Below are 25,875 nucleotides of genomic sequence, written 5' to 3'. Positions count from 1 at the left end.
GGCATGCGCTTTACCCCATATTCCGCAGGAAACAGACTCAGTCCGACAGCATCCCATAACAGCGCCAACAGGATAAGCCCAACGCCATGAAGCGCCCGAATATCCTCTTCATCATGGCCGACCAGATGGCCGCGCCGCTCCTGCCCTTCTACGACGAAAAGTCGCCGATCAAGCTGCCCAACCTCTCGCGCCTCGCCGGCGAAGGCGTGGTGTTCGACTCGGCCTACTGCAACAGCCCGCTCTGCGCGCCCTCGCGCTTCACCCTGGTCAGCGGCCAGCTGCCGACGAAAATCGGCGCCTGGGACAACGCCGCCGATTTCGCCGCCGACGTCCCCACCTACGCGCACTACCTGCGCCGCCTGGGCTACCGCACCGCGCTGTCGGGCAAGATGCACTTCTGCGGCCCGGACCAGCTGCACGGCTACGAGGAACGCCTGACCAGCGACATCTACCCCGCCGACTACGGCTGGGCGGTGAACTGGGACGCGCCGGACGTGCGCCCGAGCTGGTACCACAACATGTCCTCGGTGCTGCAGGCCGGCCCCTGCGTGCGCACCAACCAGCTCGACTTCGACGAGGAGGTGGTGTTCAAGGCGCGCCAGTACCTCTACGACCACGTGCGCGAACACGCCGGGCAGCCGTTCTGCCTGACCGTATCGATGACCCACCCGCACGATCCCTACACCATCCCGCGCGAATACTGGGACCTGTACCGCGACGAGGACATCCCGCTGCCCTCGGTGCGGATCGCCCAGGACGAGCAGGACCCGCACTCCCGGCGCCTGCTCAAGGTGATCGACCTGTGGGACCAGGAGATGCCCGAGGAGAAGGTGCGCGCCGCCCGCCGCGCCTACTTCGGCGCGTGCAGCTACGTCGACGCGCAGATCGGCGCGCTGCTGCGCACCCTGGAGGATTGCGGCCTGAGCGAAGACACCCTGATCGTGTTCTCCGGCGACCACGGCGACATGCTTGGCGAGCGCGGCCTCTGGTACAAGATGCACTGGTTCGAGATGGCCGCCCGCGTGCCGCTGCTGGTGCATGCGCCCAGGCGCTTCGCCGCGCGCCGGGTCGGCCAGGCGGTGTCCACCGTGGACCTGCTGCCCACGCTCGTGGAGCTGGCTGGCGGGCAGGTCGAACCCGGCGTCGACCTCGACGGCCGCTCGCTGCTGCCGCACCTGCAGGGCGACGGCGGGCACGACGAAGTGATCGGCGAATACACCGCCGAAGGCACCGTCAGCCCGCTGATGATGATCCGTCGCGGCGACTTCAAGTTCATCTACTCCGAGCAGGACCCGTGCCTGCTCTTCGACCTGGCCAACGATCCGCGCGAGCTGGAAAACCTCGCAGGCTCCCCGGCCCACGCCGAGCGGCTTCGCGCACTGCTCGGCGAGGCCCGGGCGCGCTGGGATATCCCCGCCATCACCGAGCGGGTGCTGGCCAGCCAGCGCCGCCGCCGGCTGGTGGCCGACGCGCTGACCCGCGGCACGCTGAAAAGCTGGGACCACCAACCGCTGGTCGACGCCAGCCAGCAGTACATGCGCAACCACATCGACCTCGACGATCTGGAGCGCCGCGCCCGCTATCCGCAACCGTAACGACAACCACAACAAGCCGAAGGGGATGGGAGCATGAAAAAGCTATTCACCGTACGAAGAGCACCCGCGTTATTGCTGGCCGGCGCGCTGGCGCTGGGCGGCCCGCTGGCATGGGCCGAAGATGAAGCCTGCGGTACGGTGAAGCTGGCCGATCCGGGCTGGACCGACATCGCCGTGACCAACGGCGTGGCCGCCTTCCTCCTCGAAGGCCTGGGCTACACCGTGAAGATCGACACGCTCTCGGTGCCGATCACCTACGGTGGCCTGCGCGACGGCCAGGTGGACGCCTTCCTCGGCAACTGGATGCCGGCACAGCAGGGCTTCCATGACCAATTCATCGCCAGCAAGCAGGTCACCCAGCTGGCGAAGAACCTGCAGGGCACCGAGTTCACCCTGGCCGTGCCGACCTATGTGTGGGACGCCGGGGTGAAGACCTTCGCCGACCTCGACAAGCACGCCGAGCAGTTCAACGCGAAGGTCTACGGCATCGGCTCCGGCGCGCCGGCCAACCAGTCGATCCAGAAGATGATCGACGGCGACGAATTCGGCCTGGGCGACTGGAAGCTGGTGGAATCCAGCGAACAGGCGATGCTCGCCGAGGTCGGCCGCGCGGTGAAGCGCGGGCGCTGGGTGGTGTTCCTCGGCTGGACGCCGCACCCGATGAACGTCAAGTACGACATGAAGTACCTCAGCGGCGGCGAGAAGTATTTCGGCAGCACCGGCAGCGTGTTCACCGTGACCCGCAACGGCTACGCCGAGCAGTGCCCGAACAGCGGCAGGCTGCTGGCCAACCTGTCCTTCGACCTGAAGATGGAAAACGCCATCATGGCCGAGGTGCTGGAGAAGAACGCGAAGAACCCCGACGCGGTGAAGGCCTGGATCAAGGCCAATCCGCAGCGCCTCGACACCTGGCTGCAAGGCGTGAAGACCCGCGACGGCGGCGATGCCCTGGCCGCCGTGAAGGCGAAACTGTAGGCCGTCGATGGAGCGTCTGATCCGCCTGCTGCCGTTCCTCGCCTGGCTGCCCCGGGTCAGCGGGCGCGACCTGCGCCGCGACCTGGGCGTGGGCCTTTCCGGCGCGGTGCTGGCGCTGCCGCAGTCCATGGCCTACGCGCTGATCGCCGGGCTGCCGGCGGAATACGGGCTGTACGCGGCGATGCTGCCGGTGCTGGTCGCCTGCCTGTGGGGTTCGTCGAAGCACATGGTCGGCGGGCCGACGGCGGCGATCTCGGTGGTGCTGTTCACCGCCATCGCGCCGCTGGCGCCGCCGGGCAGCGCGCCGTTCATCCAGTACGCGCTGCTGCTGACCTTCCTCGCCGGGCTGTTCCAGTGGCTGCTGGGCATGCTGCGCTTCGGCGTGCTGGTGAACTTCGTCTCGCACTCGGTGCTGCTCGGCTTCACCTGCGGCGCCGCGCTGGTGATCGTGATCGGCCAGCTGCCCTACCTGCTCGGCATCGCCGCGGGCGGGCAGGGCACGGCGCTGACCAGCGCCGCCGCGCTGTGGGGAAAGCTGCCGCAGTGCCATTGGCCTTCGTTGCTGGTCGGCTTGTTCAGCCTCGCGCTGAGCCTGATGGTGAAGCGCCTGTGGCGGCGCGGGCCGACGTTGCTGGCCGGGTTGCTCGGCGCCAGCGCGCTGGTCTGGGCGATGCCGGCGACGTTCGCCGGGGTCGCCAGGGTCGCGGCTTTTCGCAGCGCGCTGCCGCCGCTCAGCCCGTTGTCGTTCGATCTCTCCGCCATCGCCCAGCTTCTTCCGGCCGCCGTCGCCTGCGGCATGCTGGGGCTGGTCACCAGCCTGTCCATCGCCCGCGCGCTCGCCGCGCGTTCGCACCAGCCGCTGGACGCCAACCAGGAAGTGCGCGCCCAGGGGCTGTCCAACCTGATCGGGCCGTGGCTGTCCGGCACGCTGTCCGCCGGCTCCTTCACCCGTTCCGGGCTGAACCAGGACGCCGGCGCGCGCACGCCGCTGGCCGGGGTGTTCTCGGCGCTGTGGGTGGCGCTGCTGGCGCTGGCCGGCGCCGGGCTGATCGCCCACATTCCACTGCCGGCGATGGCCGCCGGCATCCTGCTGATCTGCTGGAACCTGGTCGACCGCCCGGCCCTGCGCGCGCTGTGGCAGGGCAGCCGCGCGGAATCCGTCGTCATGCTCCTGACCCTCGCCGCCACGCTGCTGCTGCCGCTGCAGAACGCCATCTACGCCGGCGTGCTGGCCTCGCTGTTCTTCTACCTCAAGCGCACATCGCAGCCGCGCGTGCAGCAGTGGCAGAAGGAGGGCGAGGACGTGCTGCGCATCGAAGGCTCGATCTTCTTCGGCGCCTGCGACTACCTGCAGAAGCTGATGCAGCGCAGCCGTGGCGAACGCCTGGTGCTGGATGCGCACCACGTCAACTTCATCGACTTCGCCGGCGCGCAGATGCTCCAGCAGGAAGCCCGCCGCCTCGCCGGCGAAGGCCGCAGCCTGGTGCTGCGCAACGCGCGGCCACGGGTGCGCGCGGAGCTGGAGAAACAGATGGGGAAGGGTGGGGTGTTGCTGGTGGAGGAGTAGGTGCGGACCATCGCTTAGCTCCATCAGGACCGGCGTATGCCATTGTAGGAGCGGACCTTGTCCGCGAAGTGGTCCGCTTTCCGCCGGGTCGGTCGGGGCGCGCCGGTCGGGATTTCGCGGACAAGGTCCGCTCCTACAGTCAGCGCTCCGGGGAAACCCCGTGCCCTTCCACAATGGTCGCCAGCACGCACCGCGCCCAAAAATCAGCCCTTCAGCTGCCGCCGCAACTCATCCAGCACCGGCGCCGAATCCGGGCGGACGCCGCGCCACAGCAGGAAGGCTTCCGCCGCCTGCTCCACCAGCATGCCCAGCCCGTCGATGCAGCGCGCCGCGCCGTGCTCGGCGGCCCAGCGGTTGAAGGCGGTGACGTCCTTGCCGTACATCATGTCGTAGCAGACGGTGTGCCCCGGCTTGATCAGCGCCGGGTCGACGGGCGGCAGCTCGCCGGCCAGGGAGGCCGAGGTGCCATTGACGATCAGGTCGAAGGGCTCGCCGCGCAGGTCGAAGCCGCCGCCGCTCACCGGGCCCAGGTCCTTGAATTCTTCCGCCAGCTGTTCGGCCTTCGCCGCCGTGCGGTTGGCGATGACGATGCAAGCCGGCTGCTGCCCGAGGAAGGGTTCGAGGATGCCGCGCACCGCGCCGCCGGCGCCCAGCACCAGGATGCGCGCGCCGCGCAGGGCGACGCCGTGGTTCACCGTCAGGTCGCGGGTCAGCCCGGCGCCGTCGGTGTTGTCGCCCAGCAGGCCGCCGCCGGCGAGCTTCTTCAGGGTGTTCACCGCACCGGCCCGGCGCGCGCGCTCGCTCAGCTCGGCGGCCAGGCGATAGGCGTCTTCCTTGAACGGCACGGTGACGTTGGCGCCCAGGCCATCGGCGAAGAACTCGCGGGCGCTGCCGGCGAAATCCTCCAGCGGCGCCAGCCGCGCCTCATAGGTCAGCGCCTGGCCGGTCTGCTCGGCGAACAGGCGGTGGATCAGCGGCGACTTGCTGTGGCCGATGGGGTTGCCGAAGACGCAGTAGCGGTCCATGGGGAATCCTGGGCGTGAAGAACGGGAAGGCGGAGAGAGTGCAGGTTTTTCCGCCGGTGTGCCAAGCCTGCTGGAACAGGTCGGCACGCGCGGGATTGCTTTTCGTAGGAGCGGAGCTTCTCCGCGATCACCGCGACAGCGGTGCCATGCCCGGCCACCGGCCTGCCGGCCGGATCGCGGATAAGATCCGCTCCTACAGGTCCGGAACGCCGTCAGGCTTGCGCCAGCCAGTCCCGGTCCCTGCAGGAGCAGGGAGGCACATGCGCAACTGCTTTTCGTAGGAGCGGAGCTTCTCCGCGATCACCGCGATAGCGGTGCAATCTTCAACCACCGGCCTGCCGGCCGGATCGCGGATAAGATCCGCTCCTACAGGTCCGGAACGCCGTCAGGCCTGCGCCAGCCAGTCCCGGTCCTTGAGGAAATACTCGGTCAGCCGCGCCTCTTCGCTGCCCGGCTCGGGTTTCCAGTCATAACCCCAGCGCACCTGCGGCGGCAGCGACATGAGGATCGACTCGGTGCGCCCACCCGACTGCAGGCCGAACAGCGTGCCGCGGTCGTAGACCAGGTTGAACTCGACGTAGCGGCCGCGGCGGAACGCCTGGAACTCGCGCTGCTGCTCGGTGTACGGGGTGGCCTTGCGCTTGCGCACGATGGGCAGGTAGGCGTCGATATAGGCATCGCCGATGGCGCGCAGGAAGGCGAAGCTGGTGTCGAAGTCCCACTGGTTCAGGTCGTCGAAGAACAGGCCGCCGATGCCGCGCGGTTCGTTGCGGTGCTTGATGTGGAAGTAGCGGTCGCACCATTCCTTGTAGCGCGGGTAGACGTCCGCGCCGAAGGGCGCGCAGGCGTCGCGGGCGACCTGGTGCCAGAACACGCAGTCTTCCTCGACGGCGTAGTAGGGGGTCAGGTCGAAGCCGCCGCCGAACCACCAGACCGGCTCCTCGCCTTCCTTCTCGGCGATGAAGAAGCGCACGTTGGCGTGGGAGGTCGGCACGTGGGGGTTGGTCGGGTGGATCACCAGCGACACGCCCAGCGCCTGGAAGCCACGTCCGGCCAGCTCCGGGCGGTGCGCGCTGGCGCTCGGCGGCAGGCCGGCGCCGAAGACGTGGGAGAAGTTCACGCCGCCCTTCTCGATCACCGCGCCGTCGCCGATCACCCGGGTGCGACCGCCGCCGCCGGCCGGACGCTCCCAGGCGTCCTCGATGAAGCGAGCGCTGCCGTCCTCGGCTTCGAGTGCGGCGCAGATGCGGTCTTGCAGGTCGAGCAGGTAGGCCTTCACGGCCTCGATGCGGTCGGTCACGGGAATCACCTTGGAGCGGGAAAGCCACGCGTGGCGCGGGCTGGAGCGGGATGTGGGGCGCAAGCATACCACCCCGGTCGGCAAAGCTGGTCTTGACGGCCGTCAAGCGGCCGGCTTGGATGGAAGTCTTTTCCCAGCGAGGCGCGGCCTCGCGCATTGCAGGAGAGCGACATGGCCAAGCGTGTTCAATTCGCCAAGACCGGCGGCCCGGAAGTCCTGGAGTTCGTCGATTACACCCCCGCCGAACCCGGCCCCAACGAAGTGCGCGTGCGCAACCGCGCCATCGGCCTGAACTTCATCGACACCTACTTCCGCAGCGGCCTGTACCCCGCGCCGGCGATGCCGTCCGGCCTCGGCACCGAGGGCGCCGGCGAGGTGGAGGCGGTGGGCAGCGCGGTGACCGGCGTGAAGGTCGGCGACCGCGTCGGCTACGCCACCGGCCCGCTGGGCGCCTACAGCGAGCTGCACGTGCTGCCGGCGGCCAACGTGGTGAAGCTGCCGGACTCGATCAGCTTCGAACAGGCCGCCGCGGTGATGCTCAAGGGCCTCACCGTGCAGTACCTGCTGCGCCAGACCTACAACGTGCAGCCCGGCCAGACCATCCTCTGGCACGCGGCGGCCGGCGGCGTCGGGCTGATCGCCTGCCAGTGGGCCAAGGCCATCGGCGCGCACCTGATCGGCACCGTCGGTTCCGCCGCCAAGGCCGAGCTGGCGAAGGCCCACGGCGCCTGGGCGACCATCGACTACAGCCAGGAGAACGTGGTGGAGCGCGTGCTGGCGCTGACCGAGGGACATAAGTGCCCGGTGGTCTACGACTCGGTGGGCAAGGACACCTGGCTGACCTCACTGGACTGCACCGCCCAGCGCGGCCTGGTGGTGAGCTTCGGCAACGCCTCCGGCGCGGTGGACGGGGTGAACCTGGGCATCCTGGCGCAGAAGGGCTCGCTCTACGTCACCCGCCCGACCCTGTTCGGCTACGCCAATACGCCGGAGCGCCTGCAGGCCATGGCCGACGACCTGTTCGGCATGATCACCAGCGGCAAGGTCAAGGTGGAGATCAACCAGCGCTTCGCCCTGGCCGACGCGGCCAAGGCGCAGACCGAGCTGGCCGCGCGGCGCACCACCGGCTCGACGATTTTGCTGCCGTAAGAAGCGTTCCAAGGGCGTGGGCGCGCGCCCGATCGCTTTCGTAGGAGCGGAGCTTCTCCGCGATCACCGCGATAGCGGTGTCGTCATCCAGCGCCGGCCTGCCGGCCGGTTTCGCGGATAGGATCCGCTCCTACGGGGTCACGAAGGTCTGACGATCTCGCCGCTGCGCAGATCGCGGATCAGGCTCGGATTGCGGCGCCCGCCCAGAGCGCCGCCGAGCACGCCATCCAGCTCGTCATGGAAATACTGCTCGACGCGCAGGCGGCTGCGCGCGGCCGGGCGCCCGGCGGGATTGGCGGAGGTGGAGATCAGCGGGCCGGTGAGGCTGCACAGTTCGCGCACCAGCGGATGGTCGGTGACGCGCAGGGCGACGCTGTCGAACTCGCCGGTCACCCATTCGGGCAGGCGATCCTGGTGCGGCACCAGCCAGGTGTTCGGCCCCGGCCAGCTGGCGGCCAGCTTGTTCTGCCAGGTCTGCGGCAGGTCGGCGAGGAGGAAGTCGAACTGGTGGATATCGTCGGCCACCAGGATCAGGCCCTTTTCCACCGGCCGCGCCTTGATCGCCAGCAGGCGGTACACCGCATCGGCGTTCCACGGGTCGCAGCCCAGGCCCCAGACGGCTTCGGTCGGGTAGGCGATCACGCCGCCATCGCGCACGACCTGGGCCATGCGCCGGGTACGCCAGTTGCTGTACATCGGGAACTCCTCGGACACTCGAATGCGCGGCAGTTTACGTGCTCAGGGGACGCGATGCATCCAGACGCCGGCCTCGCAGGCCACCCGTCCGTCCAGCTCCAGTTCGGTCAGCGCCACCAGCACCGCGGGCAGGTCCATGCCGCTGCCCAGCGCCAGTTGCTCGCTGCTCTGCGGCGCGGCGCGCAGCAGGTCGAGGAGGGGATGCGCGGCTTCCCGCTCCGGCGGGGTTGCCGGCGGGGCGATCGGCCGGGTCCAGCCACGCAGTCCGTCGAGGATGTGCTCGATGCTTTCCACCAGCGTGGCGCCCTGGCGGATCAGCTCGTGGCAGCCGCGCGCGCCGGGGTGGTGGATCGAACCGGGAATCGCGTAGACCTCGCGGCCCTGCTCCGCGGCGAGGCGGGCGGTGATCAGCGAGCCGCTGGAAGGGCTCGCCTCCACCACCAGCACGCCCAGCGACAGGCCGCTGATGATGCGGTTGCGCCGGGGAAAGTTGGCCGCCTGCGGCGGGCAGTGCAGCGGCAGCTCCGAGACCAGGGCGCCGCCCTGGTCGACGATGCGTTGCGCCAGCCCCAGGTGGCGGCGGGGGTAGAGGTGCTCAAGGCCGGTGCCGAGCACCGCCACGGTAGCGCCGGCCGCCTCCAGCGCGCCTTCGTGGGCGGCGCCGTCGATGCCCAGCGCCAGCCCGCTGGTAATCACGAAGCCGCCGCCCGCCAGGCTGCGGGCGAAGGCCCGTGCGGTGTCCAGCCCCGGCTTGCTGGCCCGGCGGCTGCCGACGATGGCCAGCTGCGGCCGCTCCAGCAACGCCACGTCGCCCGCCACGAACAGCAGTGGCGGCGCATCCGTCAGCTCGGCCAGCAGGGCGGGGTAGGCGGGATCGTCCCAGGCCAGCAGATGGTGGGCGGGGTCCTCCAGCCAATGCAGCGCGGCGGCGGCCTGCTCGCGGATGCCGGCGTCCCGGCGGCGCTCGGCGGATTCCTGCGGCAGGCCGAGCGAGCGCCAGGCGGCGGCGGGCGCGCTCAGGGCGGCGGAGGCCGAACCGAAGGCCGACAGCAGACGGCGGAAGCGCCTGGGGCCGAGCTCGGGCAGTGAGTGCAGGCGCAGGCGCGCCTCGGATTCGGCGGGAGAGACATCGGCGGGCACGTCGGCGGTCCTTTGCGGCGAACGGGAAGGGTTCGCCCGACTGTGCCGCCCGCGGAGCGCCGCCGCTGTCGGACCCTTCCGAAACGCGCCCATAAAAAACCCCGCCGAGGCGGGGTTTTCTTCGAGCCAGGGGCGAACTCAGGGGTTCTGTACCCGGTCGCTCACTTCCAGCGAGCGGCTGGCGGTCAGCACCAGGCCATAGCTCAGGCGGTCGTAGGTGCGGAAGATCATCACCAGGCCGGAGCGCTCGTCGGGGATCTTCACCAGTTCGTCGGTCACGCGGTCACGCACGGTTTCGCCCAGCTTGTAGATCGCCAGCACGTTGCCTTCGGCCAGGCCGTCGCGGGCGCCCTTGTCGATGGTCACCACGTCGAACTTGCCGATCTGGGTCACACCGCGCGGTACGTCGATGATCGAGCCCTTGATCTGGCTGGACGGCTCGCTGGGCATGAAGGTCGAGGTGACGGCGCGTTCCTCGGTGGGGAACAGGCGGTCGCCGGGGCGCACTTCCTGGGTGGTGCGGGTCAGCTGGAGGGTGGCGACGTCGCCTTCCTGCGCGGTGACGTTGGCGCCGCCGACGTCCATGGCATCGATGCCGAGCACCTCGTTGGTGGTCGTATCGGTGTAGACCTTGCCCTGGCGGAAGATGCCGTAGCTGCCCTCTTCGGTCAGCGAACCGCCGCGGGCGTAGGCGCGGTCACCGGCGCCGCTGATCACGCGCTCGGCGTCGCCGGCGACCACGTAGGGCGCGTTGCTGAAGTCTTCGGCGCTGTTGACGATGCGGTTGGACAGCAGGAAGGCGTTGATCTTGTCCAGCGGAATGGTCGGGATCGCTTCGGCGATCGGGGTGCTGCGCACCCGCGGCGACAGCTTGATGGTGCCGCGCGATTCGCCGCGGTTGAGCACCAGGCGCGGCTGGCCGTCGATGTACGTAAGACTCAGCACGTCACCCGGGTAGATCAGGTGCGGGTTCTGGATCTGCGGATTCACCTGCCAGATTTCCGGCCACTTCCACGGCTTGCTGAGGAACTTGCCGGAGATGTCCCAGAGGGTATCGCCCTTCACTACGGTATAGCGGTCCGGATGGCCTTCCTTGAGCTGTACAGCAGCCTGTGCCACCCCGCCTGCGGCCAGCAGCAGCAGGGCGAGTAGTGTTTTCCTCATGCGGTGAATCCCTTTATTATGTGACACATGAAACGCCTGGAAGCCGCCCCTACCGCGCTTTCCAGCCGTTTTTCGATGCTGCTCAGCATATTAGCAGTCGATTTTGACTTTATTCCACAAGTGCATCACAAACGTATATGGCCATTCTGAACATTCTCGAATTCCCCGATCCGCGCCTGCGCACGATCGCCAAGCCGGTCGCGGAGGTCGACGATGGCATCCGCCAGCTGATCGACGACATGTTCGAGACCATGTACGAGGCCCCCGGCATCGGCCTGGCCGCCACTCAGGTGAACGTGCACCTGCGGATCATCGTGATGGACCTGTCCGAGGACAAGTCCGAGCCGCGCGTGTTCATCAACCCTGAGCTGGAAGAGCTGACCGAGGAAAAAGGCCCCTACCAGGAAGGCTGCCTGTCGGTTCCCGGCTTCTACGAGAACGTGGACCGCCCGCTGCGCGTGCGCATCCGCTCGCTGGACCGCGACGGCAAGGCCTTCGAGGAAATCGCCGAGGACCTGCTCGCCGTGTGCATCCAGCACGAGTGCGATCACCTGAACGGCAAGCTGTTCGTCGACTACCTGTCCAACCTCAAGCGCGACCGCATTCGCAAGAAGCTGGAAAAACAGCACCGGCAACACGCGTGACCCATCCCCAAAGGCTTGCCCCGGCAAGCCCCCTCCCAGCTCTTTCATAGAGAGCTTTCAGTGAGCCCGATATGAGTCAGAGACTGCGCATCGTCTTCGCCGGCACCCCGGAATTCGCCGCCGAGCACCTCAAGGCCCTGCTGGACGGCCCCCACCAGCTGGTGGCCGTCTACACCCAGCCGGACCGCCCGGCCGGCCGCGGCCAGAAGCTGATGCCCAGCCCGGTCAAGCAGCTCGCCGTGGAGCACGGCCTGCCGGTACTGCAGCCGCCGACCCTGCGCGATGCGGCCGCCCAGGCAGAACTGGCCGCGCTCAAGCCGGACCTGATGGTGGTGGTGGCCTACGGCCTGATCCTGCCGCAGGTGGTGCTCGACATCCCGCGCCTGGGCTGCATCAACAGCCACGCCTCGCTGCTGCCGCGCTGGCGCGGCGCCGCGCCGATCCAGCGCGCGGTGGAAGCCGGCGACGCCGAGAGCGGCGTGACCGTGATGCGGATGGAAGCCGGCCTGGACACCGGGCCGATGCTGCTCAAGGTCGCCACGCCGATCTCCGCCGAGGACACCGGCGGCAGTCTGCACGACCGCCTGGCCGAGCTGGGCCCGAAGGCCGTGGTCGAGGCCATCGCCGGCCTCGCCGCCGGCACGCTGGACGGCGAGGTGCAGGACGACGCCCTGGCCACCTACGCGCACAAGCTGAACAAGGAAGAGGCACGCATCGACTGGTCGCGCCCGGCCGACGAGCTGGAGCGCCGCATCCGCGCCTTCACGCCCTGGCCTGTCTGCCACACCAGCCTCGGCGACGCCGCGCTGAAGGTCCTCGGCGCCAGGCCGGCGCAGGGCACGGGCGAGCCGGGGCGGATTCTCGACGCCAGCCGAGACGGCCTGCTGGTCGCCTGCGGCGAAGGCGCGCTGCTGCTGACCCGCCTGCAGCTGCCCGGCGGCAAGCCGCTGGCCTTCGCCGACCTGTTCAACAGCCGCCGCGAGCAGTTCGCCACCGGCCAGGTGCTGGGCGCATGAGCACCAACCCCCGCCTGGCGGCGGCCCGCGCCCTGGCCGCCGTGCTCGCCGGCCGCGCCTCGCTGGGCAGCTCGCTGCCGACCCAGCTGGAAAACGTCGAGCCGCGCGACCGTGGCCTGGTGCAGGAACTGGCCTTCGGCAGCGCCCGCTGGCAGCCGCGGCTGTCGGCGCTGGCCGCGCGCCTGCTGCAGAAGCCGTTCAAGGCCGGCGACCGCGATGTCGAGGCGCTGCTGCTGGTCGGCCTGTACCAGCTGCTCTACACCCGCATTCCGCCGCACGCGGCCATCGGCGAGACCGTCGGCTGCGCGGACAAGCTGAAGAAGCCCTGGGCCAAGGGCCTGCTCAACGCCGTGCTGCGCCGCGCCCAGCGCGAAGGCGAGACGCTGCTGGCCGAGGTCGACCGCGACCCGGCGGCGCGCCTGGCGCACCCGCGCTGGCTGCAGAAGGCACTCAAGCAAGCCTGGCCGGAACAGTTCGAAGCGATCTGCGCCGCCAACAACGCCCATCCGCCGATGACCCTGCGGGTGAACCGCCGCCACGGCAGCCGCGACGCCTACCTGGAAGAGCTGCGCCGCGTCGGTTTCGAGGCCAATCCCTGCGAATTCAGCCGTGACGGCATCCAGCTCCTGCAACCGTGCGACGTGCGCGAGCTGCCGGGCTTCGCCGAGGGCCGCATCAGCGTGCAGGACGAGGCAGCGCAGCTGGCCGCCGACCTGCTGGAACTGGCGCCCGGCCAACGCGTGCTGGACGCCTGCTGCGCCCCCGGCGGCAAGACCTGCCACCTGATGGAGGCCGAAGCCGCGCTGGCCGGCGTGGTCGCCGTGGACCTGGAAGAAAGCCGCCTGGTGCGCGTGCGCGAGAACCTCGAACGCCGGCAGCTGAACGCCGAGCTGATCGCCGCCGACGCCCGCGACACCGCCACATGGTGGGACGGCAAGGCCTTCCAGCGCATCCTGCTCGACGCGCCGTGCTCGGCCACCGGGGTGATCCGCCGCCACCCGGACATCAAGCTGACCCGCACCGCCGACGATATCGCCGCGCTGGCGCAGCTGCAGGGCGAACTGCTCGACGCGCTGTGGGCGACCCTGGAAGTGGGCGGCGTGCTGGTCTACGCGACCTGCTCGGTGATGCCGCAGGAGAACAGCGGGCAGATCGCCGCGTTCCTCGCCCGCACCCCCGGCGCCCGCGAGCTGGACCTGCCCGGTCCCTGGGGCGTCAAGCAGCCCCACGGCCGCCAGCTGCTGCCGCAGCAGGGCGGGCACGACGGCTTCTACTATGCCAAGCTGATCAAGATTTCGGCGAAGTAACACGCGCCGGCCCACGGATAGAAACGGAAAGCACGCCGCGTCATGAAGATCATCATCCTCGGTGCCGGCCAGGTGGGCGGCACTCTGGCCGAGCACCTCGCCAGCGAAGCCAACGACATCACCGTGGTCGACACCGACGGCGAACGCCTGCGCGACCTCAACGACCGCCTGGACATCCGCACCGTCCACGGCAAGGCCTCGTTCCCCACCGTGCTGCGCCAGGCCGGCGCCGACGACGCCGACATGCTGGTGGCGGTGACCAACAGCGACGAGGTGAACATGGTCGCCTGCCAGGTCGCCTACACCCTGTTCAACACCCCGACGCGCATCGCCCGCGTGCGCGAGGCGGCCTACCTGACCCGCGCCGGGCTGTTCGACAACGAGGCGATCCCGGTCGACGTGCTGATCAGCCCCGAGCAAGTGGTGACCAACTACATCAAGCGCCTGGTGGAATACCCCGGTTCGCTGCAGGTGATCGACTTCGCCGGGGGCAAGGCGCAGCTGGTGGGCATCCGCGCCTACTACGGCGGCCCGCTGGTGGGCCAGGAGCTGCGCCAGCTGCGCGAGCACATGCCCAACGCCGATACCCGGGTGGCGGCGATCTACCGGCGCAACCGGCCGATCATCCCCCAGGGCGACACGGTGATCGAGGCCGACGACGAGGTGTTCTTCATCGCCGCCAAGGCCCACATCCGCGCGGTGATGGGCGAGATGCGCCGGCTGGAGGACAGCTACAAGCGGATCATCATCGCCGGCGGCGGCAACATCGGCGAACGCCTGGCCGAGGCCATCGAGAGCCGCTACCAGGTGAAGATCATCGAGATGAACCCGGCCCGCTGCCGGCACCTCTCCGACCACCTGGACAGCAGCATCGTGCTGCAGGGCAGTGCCTCCGACCGCGACCTGCTGCTGGAGGAGAACATCGGCGACACCGACCTGTTCCTCGCCCTGACCAACGATGACGAGGCGAACATCATGTCCTCGCTGCTGGCCAAGCGCCTGGGCGCGCGCAAGGTGATGACGCTGATCAACAACCCCGCCTACGTCGACCTGGTGCAGGGCGGCGAGATCGACATCGCCATCAGCCCGCAGCTGGCCACCATCGGCACCCTGCTGACCCACGTGCGCCGCGGCGACATCGAGAGCGTGCACTCGCTGCGCCGCGGCGCCGCCGAGGCCATCGAGGTGGTCGCCCACGGCGACGCCAAGTCGAGCAAGGTGATCGGCCGCCGGATCAGCGAGGTGAACCTGCCGCCGGGCACCACCATCGGCGCGGTGATCCGCGACGACGACGTGCTGATCGCCCACGGCGAGACGCAGATCGAAGCCGGCGACCACGTGATCCTCTTCGTGGTCGACAAGAAACGCATCCGCGACGTCGAGCGGCTGTTCCAGGCCGGTCTGACGTTCTTCTGAGACAGGAGGGCAAGTGATGCTCGAAGGCCTGGAAAAGATGCTCGCCAAGGGCGTGGACAACCCGCTGCTGCGCTTCGGCCTGGGCAAGGGCTACCTGGATGCCGGTGACGCCGCGAAGGCCGCCGAACACCTGCGCCGCTGCGTGGAGCAGGACCCGAAGTATTCCGCCGCCTGGAAGCTGCTGGGCAAGGCGCTGCAGGCCGCCGGCGACCTCGACGGCGCCCGCGCCGCCTGGACCGACGGCCTGACCGCCGCGCAGGCCCACGGCGACAAGCAGGCGGAGAAGGAGATGACGGTGTTCCTGCGCAGGCTGGACAAGGCAAAGGGCGCGTAAGCGCCCTTTTTATTGCCAGTAATCCTGAGCGAAGGGTTTCGTAGGAGCGGACTCCGTCCGCGATGCTTTTGGTTGCCGGCCGGCCGGCCGGATCGCGGATAAGATCCGCTCCTACGAAGAGCGGTCCGTGCGTTACAGGACTTCTGCCGCTTTATTGCCGGTAATCCGGGGCGGAGGGTTTCGTAGGAGCGGACTCCGTCCGCGATGCATTCGGTTGCCGGCCTGCTGGCCGGATCGCGGATGAATCCGCTCCTACGAGAGAGCGCCGACCCTGTAGGAGCGAGCTTGCTCGCGAACGGCATAACACCGGAACCGCCGGGAAATCCGTTCGCGAGCAAGCTCGCTCCTACGAAGAGCAGTTACAGGACTTCCGCCGCCACCGCATCCACTGCCGCCTTGGCGATGCCGACGATCTCGTCCGCCTCGGCGCGGGTCAGCACCAGCGGCGGGGCGAAGCCGAGGATGTCGCCGTGGGGCATGGCGCGGGCGATCATGCCGCGCTCCAGGCAGGCCGCCGAGACCTTCGGGCCGACCTTCAGCGCCGGGTCGAAAGGCGTGCGTGCCTCGCGGTCGGCCATGAACTCCAGCGCCGCCAGCATGCCGTCGCCGCGCACCTCGCCCACCAGCGGGTGGCCTTCGAAGGTCTGGCGCAGCTGCTGGTTGAGGTAGCCGCCGACCTCCGCCGCGTTGGCGGTGATGTTTTCCCGTTCGAGGATGTCCAGGTTGGCCAGTGCCGCCGCCGCGCAGATCGGGTGGCCGGAGTAGGTCCAGCCGTGGCCCATGGCGCCCTCGCGGGTGGAGGCGCTGTCGATCACGTCCCATACCTTTTCGCCGACGATCACCGCGGACAGCGGCGCGTAGGCGCTGGTCAGGCCCTTGGCGGTGGTGATCAGGTCCGGGCGCATGCCGTAGCGCTGGCTGCCCATCCTGTCGCCGACGCGGCCGAAGGCGCAGACCACTTCGTCGGCGATCAGCAGCACGTCGTACTTGGCCAGCACCGCCTGGATCGCCTCCCAGTAGCCCTTGGGCGGGACGATGATGCCGCCGGTGCCCATCACCGGCTCGCCGATGAAGGCGGCGACGGTGTCCGGGCCCTCGGCGAGGATCAGGTTTTCCAGCTCCTGGGCGCAGTGGCGGACGAAGCCCGCCTCGTCCATGCCCGCCGGGGCCTTGTAGAAGTGCGGGCAGAGGGTGTGCTTCACGCCCTCCACCGGCAGGTCGAAATGCTGGTGGAAGCTGGCCAGGCCGGTGAGGCTGCCGGTGACGATGCCCGAGCCGTGGTAGCCACGCTGGCGGGAGATGATCTTTTTCTTCTGCGGGCGGCCGAGCACGTTGTTGTAGTAGCGCACCAGCTTGACCTGGGTCTCGTTGGCGTCGGAGCCGGAGAGGCCGTAGTAGACCTTTTTCATGCCCGCCGGCGCCCAGTCGCGGACGATCCGCGCGGACAGCTCGATGATCGCCTCGGAGGCGTGGCCGACGTAGGTGTGGTAGTAGGCCAGCTGCTTGGCCTGTTCATGGATCGCGTCGGCCACCTCGGTGCGGCCGTAGCCGATGTTCACGCAGTACAGGCCGGCGAAGGCGTCGAGCAGCTCGCGGCCCTGGTGGTCGCGGATGCGCACGCCGGACGCGCCGGTGATGATCCGCCCCGGCAGCGCGCCGCTGGCGTGGTCGTGGGCGTGGGTGGACGGGTGCATGAAGTGCGCGCGGTCCTGCTCGAAGAGTTTGGCGTAGTCGCTCATGTCGGATTCCTCGCTGGCTCAGATTTGCCCGTGGTGCAGGCAGAAGTACTTGGTTTCGACGAAGGGCTCGAAGCCCTCGCTGCCGCCCTCGCGGCCCAGGCCCGAAGCCTTCATGCCGCCGAAGGGGATGGGGTGGCCGGTGAACTTGGCGCCGTTGACCGCGACCATGGCGAACTCCAGGCGCCGCATCAGCGGCCAGATGTGGTCCAGGCGCTGCCCGCACAGATAGGCGGCCAGGCCGTATTCGGTGTCGTTGGCGAGCCGGACGGCCTGGTCCAGGTCGTCATAGGCGCTCACCCCGGCGATCGGCGCGAAGTTCTCCTCGCGCCAGATGCGCATCTGCGGGGTGACGTCGGCCAGCAAGGTGGGCTGGTGGAACCAGCCGCCGAGGGCATGCGGTTCGCCGCCGGCGAGCAGGCGCGCGCCCTGGGCGATGGCGTCCTGCACGCGCTCGCAGGTGACGTCGAAGGCGCCCTGGTGCATCAGCGGGCCGATCTGGCTGCGCGAGTCGCTGGCCGGGCCGACGCGCAACTCGCGCACGGCGCGGGCGAAGCGCTGCAGGAAGGGTTCGTAGAGTTCGCGGGCGACCAGGATGCGGTTGGCCGCGCAGCAGTCCTGCCCGGAGGTCTGGAACTTGGCGTCGATGGCGAACTTCACCGCCTGCTCCAGATCGGCGTCGGGCAGCACGATGAAGGGCGCGTTGCCGCCCAGCTCCAGGGCGACCTTCTTCACGTCCTGCGCGGCGGCCTGCAGCACCAGTTTGCCCACGCGGGTCGAGCCGGTGAAGCTCACGGCGCGCACGCGGTGGTCGCCGACCAGGGTTTCCATGGCCATCTGCGGCTCGCCCAGCACCACGTTGAACACGCCGGCGGGGAACCCGGCTTCCTCGGCCAGCTGGGCCAGGGCGAAGGCGGAGTAGGGCGTTTCGTGGGCCGGCTTGACGATCACCGTGCAGCCGGCGGCCAGTGCGGCGGCGGCCTTGCGGGTGATCATCGCCGAGGGGAAGTTCCACGGCGTCAGCAGCGCGGCGACGCCGACCGGTTCGACCACCGTGCCCAGGTGCGCGCCGGGGATGTGGCTGGGGATGTTGCGGCCGTTCAGGCGGCGCGCTTCCTCGGCGAACCAGGGGATGAAGCTGGTGGCGTAGTCGATCTCGCCGAGGGATTCGGCCAGCGGCTTGCCCTGTTCCAGGCTGAGGATCTGCGCGAGATCCTCGCGGTGCTGGCGGATCAGTTCGGCCCAGCGCCGCAGCAGGGCGCCACGCTCATCCAGCGTGCGGGCGCGCCAGGCCGGGAAGGCGGCGGCGGCGGCATCCACCGCGCCGACGATCTGCTCGCGGTCAAGCAGCGGCACGTGGCCGATGGCTTCGCGGGTGGCGGGGTTTTCCACGGCGATGCTGGCGCCGCTGGCGCTGTGCAGCCAGTGGCCGTTCACATAGCAGAGGGACTTGAACAGCAGGGGATGGGCAAAGGACATGGCGGCGTCTCCCGGGCGATTTGCATGAGTCCATGCTAGGGGCCGGGGGCGCGCGGTTTTTTCCTAAGCGGGGGATGGCGGCGGCAAATCTTTTCGCAGTTTTGCCGCCGCTGTTGGGCTTTTTCGGGTGGCCTTAGGCTGCGGCGGTCTGCTGGCGCAAATTACGGGTGATGGCGCTGAGCAGCATGCCGTAGAGCGGTACGAAGAGCATCAGCATCACCGCCAGCTTCACCCCGTAGTCGACCCAGGCGATCTCCACCCAGTGCTCGGCCATGAAGGCGTTGTCGCTGTGCCAGAAGGCGATGGAGAAGAAGGTGAAGGTGTCCAGCAGGTTGCCGAACAGGGTCGAGACCACCGGGGCGATCCACCACTGGCGCAGGCGGCGCAGGCGGTCGAAGACCTGGATGTCGAGGATCTGCCCGAACACGTAGGCGAGGAAGCTGGCCACGGAGATCCGCGCGACGAAGGTGTTGAACTCGCCCAGGGCGGCGAAGCCGCGGAAGGCGCCTTCCTGGAAGATCACCGAGACGACGTAGGACGCCAGCAGCGCCGGCACCATCACCCGCGCGATGACCCGCCGCGCCGGGCTCTTGCCGAGCAGGCGGACGGTGAGGTCGGTGGCCAGGAAGATGAACGGGAAACTGAACGCGCCCCAGGTGGTGTGCCAGCCGAACAGGGTCATGGGCAGCTGCACCAGGTAGTTGCTGGCGATGATGATCAGGATGTGGAACGCGACCAGGCCGGCCAATGCGCCGCGCCTTGCCGCCGGAATGTACGCCGACATGCTTGGGCCTTTTTCGTCGATGGGGTGAGGGAACCCATGCCCGGCACCGTGCCGAGCGGCGCGCATTCTATCCGATCCGGACCTGTAAGTCAGATTTTATTGGACGTTTTTTGTTCAGCTGCGAGCGCACGCTTGTGTAGGAGCGGACCTTGTCCGCGAATCGCACGGCACCGGCCTGTCGGCCGGATCGCGGACAAGATCCGCTCCTACGAGGGGGACAGGTACGGGACTGTAGGACCGAGGGGGACGCCTAGTCGCTGCTCGCGAACAAAGTCCCCGGCGGCATCGGTGCCGGGCGGGTTCGCGAGCAAGCTCGCTTGTATGGCGTAGGGTAGGAACCTGTCGGGGGTGGAGGGACCAAGCTCGCTTCTGCAAACCAGACGGTAGGAGACTTCTCCCACCCACGTGCTCACGCCAAGCGCCGATAAGGAATCCATCGGAAACTGAGTAGCAGCTCAGACCGACAATACCGGCAAGCCTGCGCTGATGTGAGCCCCGACAGGTTGTTCCATCTTCCCCGTCGGAGTACGCCATGACAAGCCAGGTCCCCGTTATCGGCATCGATGTTGGCAAGGACTCGCTGAGTCTCTGCCATGCCCATTCAGGCGAAGTCAGCGAGTTGCCCAACGAGGTCCGCGCGATCAAGGCTTGGCTCAAGGAGCTGCCCGCCGGCTGCGCCATCGCCATCGAAGCCACTGGCACCTATCACGTGGCGGCAGCGACCCTGGCGTATGCCAAGGGGCACCGGGTCTACCTCATCAACGGCTATCGCTTGAGCAACTACCGCAAGGGGATAGGCGGTCGTAACAAGGATGATCGCAGCGATGCCCAACTCCTGGCCCGCTATTTGGCTCACGAGCACGCGCAGCTTGAGCCCTGGCAGCCGCCCAGCAAGACCTACACCCGCCTGCAGACCCTGCTGCACCGCCGCAGCCTCCTGGTTCGCAGCGCGACGGCCCTGCGGCAGGGCTTTGCCCAGGATGGCGAGCTCAAGAGAGTACTCAAACCGGTCCTGCAGCGCATGGCGGTGCTGGAGCTGCGTCTGGAGAAGCTCATTCAGGCTGCCCTGCACGACGCCGGCCTGGGCGAGCAGAGCCAACGCTGCCAGGCCATCGAGGGTATTGGCCCATTGACCGCGGCGGCCCTGAACATGGCCTTTCTGCGCGGCAGCTTTCGCAACGGTGATGCATTCATCGCGTTTCTGGGACTGGATGTGCGGGTCAAGGAGTCGGGCCGCTATTGCGGCCAGCGCAAGCTGACCAAGCAAGGGAGCCCCGAAGTGCGGCGCCTGCTGCACAACGCCGCGATGTCCGCTGCCCGGACCCACCGCTGGCGCGATCTCTACCAGAGCTACCTGGCGCGGGGACTGAAGAAAACCCAGGCGCTGACCATCCTTGCACGCAAGCTGGCGAGAATCTCCTTTGCCCTGATGACCACCCAACAGCCGTACCGACCTGCGAGTGATACGGCGGGGTAGACATAGAATCTCCTACGCAGAGCCGGGCTCCAGCGCCTCGGCGGGAATCGCCGCATCCTGCGTCTTGATCACCTTGGTGACGATGTAGGTGAAATACCGCTCGATGCCCAGGTCCTCCAGCAGCAGCTGGTCGATGAAGCGCTGGTAGTGGTCGATGTCGCGGGCCTGGAGCATCGCGATGTAGTCCACCCCGCCGCCGGTGGCGTAGCAGAAGCCCACCTCCGGCGCCTGCTGCAGGCGCTGCTCGAAGCGCCGCATGTCCTGCGCGGTGTGGCGCGCCAGGGTGATTTCCACCAGCACCTGCTGCTGCTTGAACAGCGCCGGCCAGTCGATCTGCGCGCGGTAGCCCTTGATCAGCCCGGACTCCTCCAGCTTGCGCACGCGCTCCCAGGCCGGGCTGACCGAGAGGTTGATCGCCTCGGCCAGGCTCGACTTGGTGATGCGCCCGTCGCCGGCGAGGATGCGCAGGATCTTCAGGTCATAGCGGTCGAGCTTGATCATCGGCTTCTCCCGCGCCGCGCGCGGCGCTCAGTCCACCACCTCGGCCACCACCACGAGGGTGTCGCCGCTCTGCACCAGGCCGGGGAAGTGCCGCGCGGCGACGACGCCGCCGCGCTTGGCGCAGTACTCCACCGGCGCGGCGCCGGTGCGCAGCACGTCGTGTACCCGCGCCAGCACCTCGCCGCGTTCGACCCGCTCGCCCAGGTCGCGGCACATTTCCAGCAGCCCGCTGTGTTCGCTGGCGACGAAACAATCGCCGTCGGGCATGTCGAGCAGCACCGACTCCGCCGGCTCGACCTCGCCGCGCAGGATGCCGGTCTGCACCAGCACGTTGCGCACGCCGCGCCGGGCGATGGCCACGCTGCGCGCGCTGCTGCTGCCGCCGCCGCCCAGTTCGGTGGTGACGAACAGCTTGCCCTGCTCCTCGGCGGCGGTGTCGTACATGCCCACCGCGTCCAGCTCCAGCATGCGCATGGAGTAGGGCGCGGCGAAGGCGCGCATCAGCGCCTCGCTGGCCTGCTGCTGGGCCTTGTCCGGCAGCACGTGGCAGGCGGCGAAGGGCAGGAAGTCGAGGGTGCGGCCGCCGGAGTGGATATCCAGCACCACGTCCGCCAGCGGCAGCAGGGTGCGCTGGAAGTAGTCGGCGATCTTCTGCGTCACCGTGCCGTCCGGACGGCCGGGGAAGCTGCGGTTGAGGTTGCCGGCGTCGATCGGCGAGGTGCGCTTGCCGGCGAGGAACGCCGGGGTGTTCATGAACGGCACGATGATCACCCGGCCGCGCACTTCTTCGGCGCGCAGCTCCTGGGCCAGGCGGCTGAGCGCCACCGGGCCTTCGTATTCGTCGCCGTGGTTGCCGCCGGTGAGCAGCGCGGTGGGGCCGTCGCCGTTCTTCACCACGCACACCGGGATCATCACCGCGCCCCAGGCCGAGTCGTCCCGCGAGTAGGGCAGCTTGAGGTGACCGTGCTGCACGCCGTCGCGCTGGAAGTCGACGCTGGCGGAAACCGGGCTTTCACGTAATGGATTGTCTCGAAGCTGTGTCATCGGCTCACTCCTTCACGAACAGCTGGCGCGGGTAGTCGCAGAGGGTCTCCACGCCGCGCTCGGTGATGAGGATGCTTTCGGTGATCTCCAGGCCCCAGTCGTCCATCCACAGGCCGGGCATGAAGTGGAAGGTCATGCCCGGTTCGAGCACGCTGTTGTCGCTCGGGCGCAGGCTCATGGTGCGTTCGCCCCAGTCCGGCGGGTAGCTGATGCCGATGGGGTAGCCGCAGCGGCTGTCCTTGTGGATGCCGAACTTCTCCAGCACGCCGAAGAAGGCGCGGGCGATGTCGCCGGTGGTGTTGCCGGGCCTGGCCGCATCCAGGCCGGCGGCGATGCCTTCGACCACGGCCTTTTCCGCGTCGAGGAAATGCTGCGGCGGCTTGCCGAGGAACACGGTGCGCGACAGCGGGCAGTGGTAGCGCTTGTAGCAGCCGGCGATCTCGAAGAAGGTGCCGGCGCCGCGCTCGAAGGGCGTGTCGTCCCAGGTCAGGTGCGGCGCGCTGGCGTCGGCGCCGGTGGGCAGCAGCGGGACGATGGCCGGGTAGTCGCCGCCGTGGCCGTCGGCGCCGAGGATGCCGGTGCTGTAGATCTCGGCGACCAGCTCGTTCTTGCGCATGCCCGGTTCGATGCGTTCGACGATGTGCGCGTGCATCCTCTCGACGATGCGCGCGGCAACGCGCATGTAGTCGATCTCGCGCGGCGATTTCACCGCGCGCTGCCAGTTCACCAGGGCGGTGGCGTCGACGAATTTCGCGTTCGCCAGGTTGGCCTGCAGCGAGCGGAAGGCGGCGGCGCTGAAGTAGTAGTTGTCCATCTCCACGCCGATGGTCTTGCCCGCCCAGCCGCGCGCGGCGATGACCTCGCGGGACAGGTAGTCCATCGGGTGGCGCTCGGTGGACTGCACGTAGTGGTCGGGGTAGCCGACGATGTTGTCCGCCTGCATGAACACGGTGCGCCGCGCGCCGTTGGCGTCCTGGCCGCGGCCGAACCAGACCGGCTCGCCGTCCAGCGCCAGCAGCACGCACTGGTGCACGTAGAAGGACCAGCCGTCGTAGCCGGTGAGCCAGGCCATGTTCGACGGATCGGTGACCAGCAGCAGCTCGATGCCGCGCTCAAGCATGCTGGCGCGGACCTTGGCGATCCGCTGGGCATATTCCTCCCGGCTGAAGGGGAGGTTGACGACGATTTCGGACATGCGGAAATCCTCTTTCTGGGTGTCTGGTTCTGGACCGCGAATACCTTCGGTGTCCCCGTAGGATGGGTGGAGCTTGCGATACCCATCAGCGCTGCCTGCATGGCCATCGATGGGTATCGCTTCGCTCCACGCCATCCTACGAGCGGTGTTTTCCCGCACCGTTGGAGGCCGGAGACGGTGCGCTCCTTCAGCTGTGGAAGGTGAATCCCTTGCCCATCCGCTGCGCGCGCTGGAAGGCCAGCCCGGCGATGGCGGTGTCCTGCGCGCCGGTGCCGGTGAGGTCGCAGAGGGTGATGTCCTCGGCCCGGCGGCGGCCCTCGCGCTGCCCGGCGATGACCTGGCCGAGCTCGGCGAAGTCGGCATCGATGGGAACGTTGCCGGCCTCCACCGCGTGGTGCAGTTCGCCCAGCACCAGGGTCTGGCTGAGGCGGTCGGCGACGTAGCGGTCCACCGCGGCCAGGGCGTCGGCGGCGATCTCGTTCTTGTGCTCGGCGTCCGAGCCCATGGCGGTGATGTGCAGGCCGGGGCGCAGGTGCTTCTTCTGGATCAGCGGCTCGCGGCTGGGCGTGGTGGTGATGGCGATGTCGGCGCCTTCCAGCGCTTCGTCGATGCTGGCGCAGGCGGTCACCGGGATGCCCAGGCCGGTGCTCAGCTCATCCGCGCACTGCCGGGCCTTGTCGATGTCCCGCGCCCAGACGCTGGCGGCTTCGATGGGCCGCACCAGGCACAGCGCCTTGAGCTGCAGGCGCGCCTGTTCGCCGGCGCCGATCAGCGCGACCTGGCGCGAATCCTCGCGGGCCAGCCACTTGGCCGCCACCGCGCCGGCGCAGGCGGTGCGCACGGCGGTGAGGTAGCCGTTGTCCAGCAGCAGCGCGTCGAGCAGGCCGGTGCGCGAGGAGAACAGCATCATCATGCCGTTGAGGCTGGGCAGGCCGAGCTTGGGGTTGTCGAAGAACCCCGGGCTGACCTTGATGGCGAAGCGCGGCAGGCCGGGCAGGTAGGCGGTCTTCACGTCCACTTCGCCGTTGTGCTCGGGCACGTCCAGGCGAAGGATCGGCGGCATCGCCACCGGCGCGGTGGCGAGCAGGCGGAAGGCGTGCTCGACGGCGTCGAGGCTTTCCCGATCGAGCGCCACGCAGGCGCGCAGGTCGGCTTCGCTGAGCAGGGTGACGTCAGCCATGGGCGGTTTCCTCGAGGATTTGCTGGTGTTGTTCGATGGCGATGTTGCGGCCGCTGACGACCACCACCACCGGGCCGACCGGGGCGATCAGGCCGTCCAGCAGCGCGGCGATGCCGACCGCGGCGGCGCCTTCCACCACCTGCCGCTCCTCGCGGTAGGCGTGGCGGATGCCGGCGGCGATGGAGTCTTCGTCGAGCAGATGCACCTGGTCGCAGTAGTCGCGGGCCAGGGCGAAGGTGTAGCGGTTGTCCAGGCCGATGCCGCCGCCGAGGGAGTCGGCCAGGGTCGGCAGCTCCTCGACTTCCACCGGGTGGCCGGCGGCGAGGCTGGCGGCCATGGCGCCGCCGCGGCGCATGCTGATGCCGTGGACGCGGATGTCCCGGTCGGCGTGCTTGAGCGCCAGCGCCACGCCGCCGAACAGGCCGCCGCCGGAGAGCGGCACCAGCACCTGGCGCACGTCCGGCAGCTGTTCGAGGATTTCCAGGCCGAGGGTGCCCTGGCCGGCGATGATCTGCGGGTGGTCGAAGGGCGGCAGCAGCGCCGCGCCCTGCTCGCGGGCGATGCGTTCGGCCTCGGCCTGGGCGTCGTCCTGGCTGTTGCCGACGATGCGCACTTCGGCGCCGAGTTCGCGGATCGCCCGGACCTTGTTCGCCGGCACCAACTGCGACAGGCAGATGGTCGCCGGCACGCCGAGCACGCGGGCGGCATGGGCCAGCGCGCGGCCGTGATTGCCGGTGGAGGCGGCGACCACGCCCTTGGCCTTCTGCTCGTCACCGAGCTGGGCAATCGCGTTGCTCGCGCCGCGCAGCTTGAAGCTGCCGGTGATCTGCTGCGATTCGAGCTTGAGGTACACCGGCGCGCCGAGCAGGTTGGACAGGCTGGGCGAATGTTCCATCGGCGTGGTCCGCACCAGGCCCTGGATGCGCTGGCGTGCGCGGTACAGCTCGACGAGGGGAATCGGGTCCATCTCGGCCTCCGGGTATGCAGTTGAGGCCGAGTGTAGGGGCGGGAAATTGTCGCGATGAATGTACTAGGACGATGTTGTTTGCAGGGGGGACTCTGTCCCCGATGCTCCTGCGCGGCGAAATCGCGGACAAGGTCCGCTCCTACAGGGGTTATGGATCGCGCGGGATTCCTGTAGGAGCGAGCTT

The 25,875-nt window shown here is 68.8% G+C and carries 23 protein-coding genes; 10 read left to right on the top strand and 13 right to left on the bottom strand.

Features of this window, described 5'->3' with window-relative positions:
- Positions 1-86 precede the first annotated feature (86 nt).
- The 3 genes from betC to AC3B6A_RS00185 are packed head-to-tail and all read left to right on the top strand — an operon-like array spanning position 87 to position 4,137.
- The gene (gene betC / locus AC3B6A_RS00195) at positions 87-1,595 is read left to right on the top strand and encodes a choline-sulfatase (RefSeq protein ID WP_488400311.1); all 1,509 of its coding nucleotides are present in this window, start codon (positions 87-89) and stop codon (positions 1,593-1,595) included.
- Positions 1,596-1,628: 33 nt separating this feature from the next.
- Complete coding sequence (locus tag AC3B6A_RS00190; RefSeq protein WP_488400310.1) at positions 1,629-2,570, top strand: choline ABC transporter substrate-binding protein; 942 nt, start codon at positions 1,629-1,631, stop codon at positions 2,568-2,570.
- A 7-nt stretch (positions 2,571-2,577) separates the two neighbouring features.
- Positions 2,578-4,137: a SulP family inorganic anion transporter gene (locus AC3B6A_RS00185; protein ID WP_488400309.1), complete on the top strand. Its 1,560-nt coding sequence runs from the start codon at positions 2,578-2,580 to the stop codon at positions 4,135-4,137.
- A 203-nt stretch (positions 4,138-4,340) separates the two neighbouring features.
- Here the strand turns inward: AC3B6A_RS00185 and aroE are convergent, their stop codons facing one another.
- Complete coding sequence (gene aroE, locus AC3B6A_RS00180; RefSeq protein WP_488400308.1) at positions 4,341-5,162, bottom strand: shikimate dehydrogenase; 822 nt, start codon at positions 5,160-5,162, stop codon at positions 4,341-4,343.
- A gap of 385 nt (positions 5,163-5,547) precedes the next feature.
- Entirely contained in the window at positions 5,548-6,462 is a 915-nt protein-coding gene (hemF, locus tag AC3B6A_RS00175) for an oxygen-dependent coproporphyrinogen oxidase (protein ID WP_488400307.1), read from the bottom strand.
- A 171-nt stretch (positions 6,463-6,633) separates the two neighbouring features.
- Here hemF and AC3B6A_RS00170 point away from each other — a divergent pair, with 171 nt between their 5' ends.
- Entirely contained in the window at positions 6,634-7,611 is a 978-nt protein-coding gene (locus AC3B6A_RS00170; RefSeq protein WP_488400306.1) for an NADPH:quinone reductase, read from the top strand.
- Between the two features lie 138 nt (positions 7,612-7,749).
- On the opposite strand, the gene tsaC is transcribed toward AC3B6A_RS00170, so the two are convergent.
- From tsaC to AC3B6A_RS00155, 3 genes are all read right to left on the bottom strand, one after another.
- Positions 7,750-8,307, bottom strand: coding sequence for an L-threonylcarbamoyladenylate synthase type 1 TsaC (tsaC, locus tag AC3B6A_RS00165; protein WP_488400305.1), 558 nt, complete (start codon positions 8,305-8,307; stop codon positions 7,750-7,752).
- A 42-nt stretch (positions 8,308-8,349) separates the two neighbouring features.
- Positions 8,350-9,447, bottom strand: a complete 1,098-nt coding sequence (dprA, locus tag AC3B6A_RS00160; RefSeq protein ID WP_488400304.1) for a DNA-processing protein DprA — start codon at positions 9,445-9,447, stop codon at positions 8,350-8,352.
- Between the two features lie 138 nt (positions 9,448-9,585).
- Complete coding sequence (locus tag AC3B6A_RS00155) at positions 9,586-10,611, bottom strand: LysM peptidoglycan-binding domain-containing protein (protein ID WP_488400303.1); 1,026 nt, start codon at positions 10,609-10,611, stop codon at positions 9,586-9,588.
- Positions 10,612-10,748: 137 nt separating this feature from the next.
- Here AC3B6A_RS00155 and def point away from each other — a divergent pair, with 137 nt between their 5' ends.
- The 5 genes from def to AC3B6A_RS00130 all read left to right on the top strand — a co-directional run bounded on the left by def (position 10,749) and on the right by AC3B6A_RS00130 (position 15,328).
- The gene (gene def / locus AC3B6A_RS00150) at positions 10,749-11,255 is read left to right on the top strand and encodes a peptide deformylase (protein ID WP_488400302.1); all 507 of its coding nucleotides are present in this window, start codon (positions 10,749-10,751) and stop codon (positions 11,253-11,255) included.
- 71 nt (positions 11,256-11,326) lie between these two features.
- Positions 11,327-12,271 (top strand): methionyl-tRNA formyltransferase, encoded by a 945-nt coding sequence (fmt, locus tag AC3B6A_RS00145; RefSeq protein ID WP_488400301.1) that lies wholly within the window; start codon positions 11,327-11,329, stop codon positions 12,269-12,271.
- Positions 12,268-13,578, top strand: coding sequence for a 16S rRNA (cytosine(967)-C(5))-methyltransferase RsmB (gene rsmB, locus AC3B6A_RS00140; RefSeq protein WP_488400300.1), 1,311 nt, complete (start codon positions 12,268-12,270; stop codon positions 13,576-13,578). The genes fmt and rsmB overlap by 4 nt, the downstream gene beginning before the upstream one ends.
- Before the next feature lie 42 nt (positions 13,579-13,620).
- Positions 13,621-14,994 (top strand): Trk system potassium transporter TrkA, encoded by a 1,374-nt coding sequence (gene trkA, locus AC3B6A_RS00135; protein WP_488400299.1) that lies wholly within the window; start codon positions 13,621-13,623, stop codon positions 14,992-14,994.
- A gap of 13 nt (positions 14,995-15,007) precedes the next feature.
- A complete protein-coding gene (locus tag AC3B6A_RS00130) occupies positions 15,008-15,328 on the top strand; it encodes a tetratricopeptide repeat protein (RefSeq protein WP_488400298.1) in 321 nt (106 codons plus the stop codon).
- A gap of 359 nt (positions 15,329-15,687) precedes the next feature.
- Here the strand turns inward: AC3B6A_RS00130 and AC3B6A_RS00125 are convergent, their stop codons facing one another.
- The 3 genes from AC3B6A_RS00125 to AC3B6A_RS00115 form a co-directional block, all read right to left on the bottom strand.
- Positions 15,688-17,067 carry an aspartate aminotransferase family protein gene (locus AC3B6A_RS00125; RefSeq protein ID WP_488400297.1) on the bottom strand — a complete coding sequence of 460 codons (1,380 nt, stop codon included), beginning with the start codon at positions 17,065-17,067 and terminating at the stop codon, positions 15,688-15,690.
- An 18-nt stretch (positions 17,068-17,085) separates the two neighbouring features.
- Positions 17,086-18,543 carry an NAD-dependent succinate-semialdehyde dehydrogenase gene (locus AC3B6A_RS00120; protein ID WP_488400296.1) on the bottom strand — a complete coding sequence of 486 codons (1,458 nt, stop codon included), beginning with the start codon at positions 18,541-18,543 and terminating at the stop codon, positions 17,086-17,088.
- 133 nt (positions 18,544-18,676) lie between these two features.
- Positions 18,677-19,327, bottom strand: coding sequence for a 7-cyano-7-deazaguanine/7-aminomethyl-7-deazaguanine transporter (locus tag AC3B6A_RS00115; RefSeq protein ID WP_488400295.1), 651 nt, complete (start codon positions 19,325-19,327; stop codon positions 18,677-18,679).
- 532 nt (positions 19,328-19,859) lie between these two features.
- Here AC3B6A_RS00115 and AC3B6A_RS00110 point away from each other — a divergent pair.
- Positions 19,860-20,804, top strand: a complete 945-nt coding sequence (locus tag AC3B6A_RS00110; RefSeq protein WP_488400294.1) for an IS110 family transposase — start codon at positions 19,860-19,862, stop codon at positions 20,802-20,804.
- A 12-nt stretch (positions 20,805-20,816) separates the two neighbouring features.
- Here AC3B6A_RS00110 and AC3B6A_RS00105 read toward each other — a convergent pair whose 3' ends face one another.
- The 5 genes from AC3B6A_RS00105 to eutB form a co-directional block, all read right to left on the bottom strand.
- Positions 20,817-21,305, bottom strand: coding sequence for an Lrp/AsnC family transcriptional regulator (locus tag AC3B6A_RS00105; protein ID WP_488400293.1), 489 nt, complete (start codon positions 21,303-21,305; stop codon positions 20,817-20,819).
- A 27-nt stretch (positions 21,306-21,332) separates the two neighbouring features.
- The gene (gene doeB, locus AC3B6A_RS00100) at positions 21,333-22,349 is read right to left on the bottom strand and encodes a N(2)-acetyl-L-2,4-diaminobutanoate deacetylase DoeB (protein WP_488400292.1); all 1,017 of its coding nucleotides are present in this window, start codon (positions 22,347-22,349) and stop codon (positions 21,333-21,335) included.
- A 4-nt stretch (positions 22,350-22,353) separates the two neighbouring features.
- Positions 22,354-23,544 carry an ectoine hydrolase DoeA gene (doeA, locus tag AC3B6A_RS00095; RefSeq protein WP_488400291.1) on the bottom strand — a complete coding sequence of 397 codons (1,191 nt, stop codon included), beginning with the start codon at positions 23,542-23,544 and terminating at the stop codon, positions 22,354-22,356.
- 187 nt (positions 23,545-23,731) lie between these two features.
- Positions 23,732-24,724: a cyclodeaminase gene (locus tag AC3B6A_RS00090; RefSeq protein WP_488400290.1), complete on the bottom strand. Its 993-nt coding sequence runs from the start codon at positions 24,722-24,724 to the stop codon at positions 23,732-23,734.
- The gene (gene eutB / locus AC3B6A_RS00085) at positions 24,717-25,691 is read right to left on the bottom strand and encodes a hydroxyectoine utilization dehydratase EutB (RefSeq protein ID WP_488400289.1); all 975 of its coding nucleotides are present in this window, start codon (positions 25,689-25,691) and stop codon (positions 24,717-24,719) included. Before eutB ends, AC3B6A_RS00090 begins: the two co-directional genes overlap by 8 nt.
- Between the last annotated feature and the right edge of the window lie 184 nt (positions 25,692-25,875).

The sequence above is a fragment of the Pseudomonas sp. B12(2026) genome (assembly GCF_057767015.1).
Note: the sequence above shows the minus strand (reverse complement) of the source record. Positions and strands in the feature narration are given on the sequence as shown.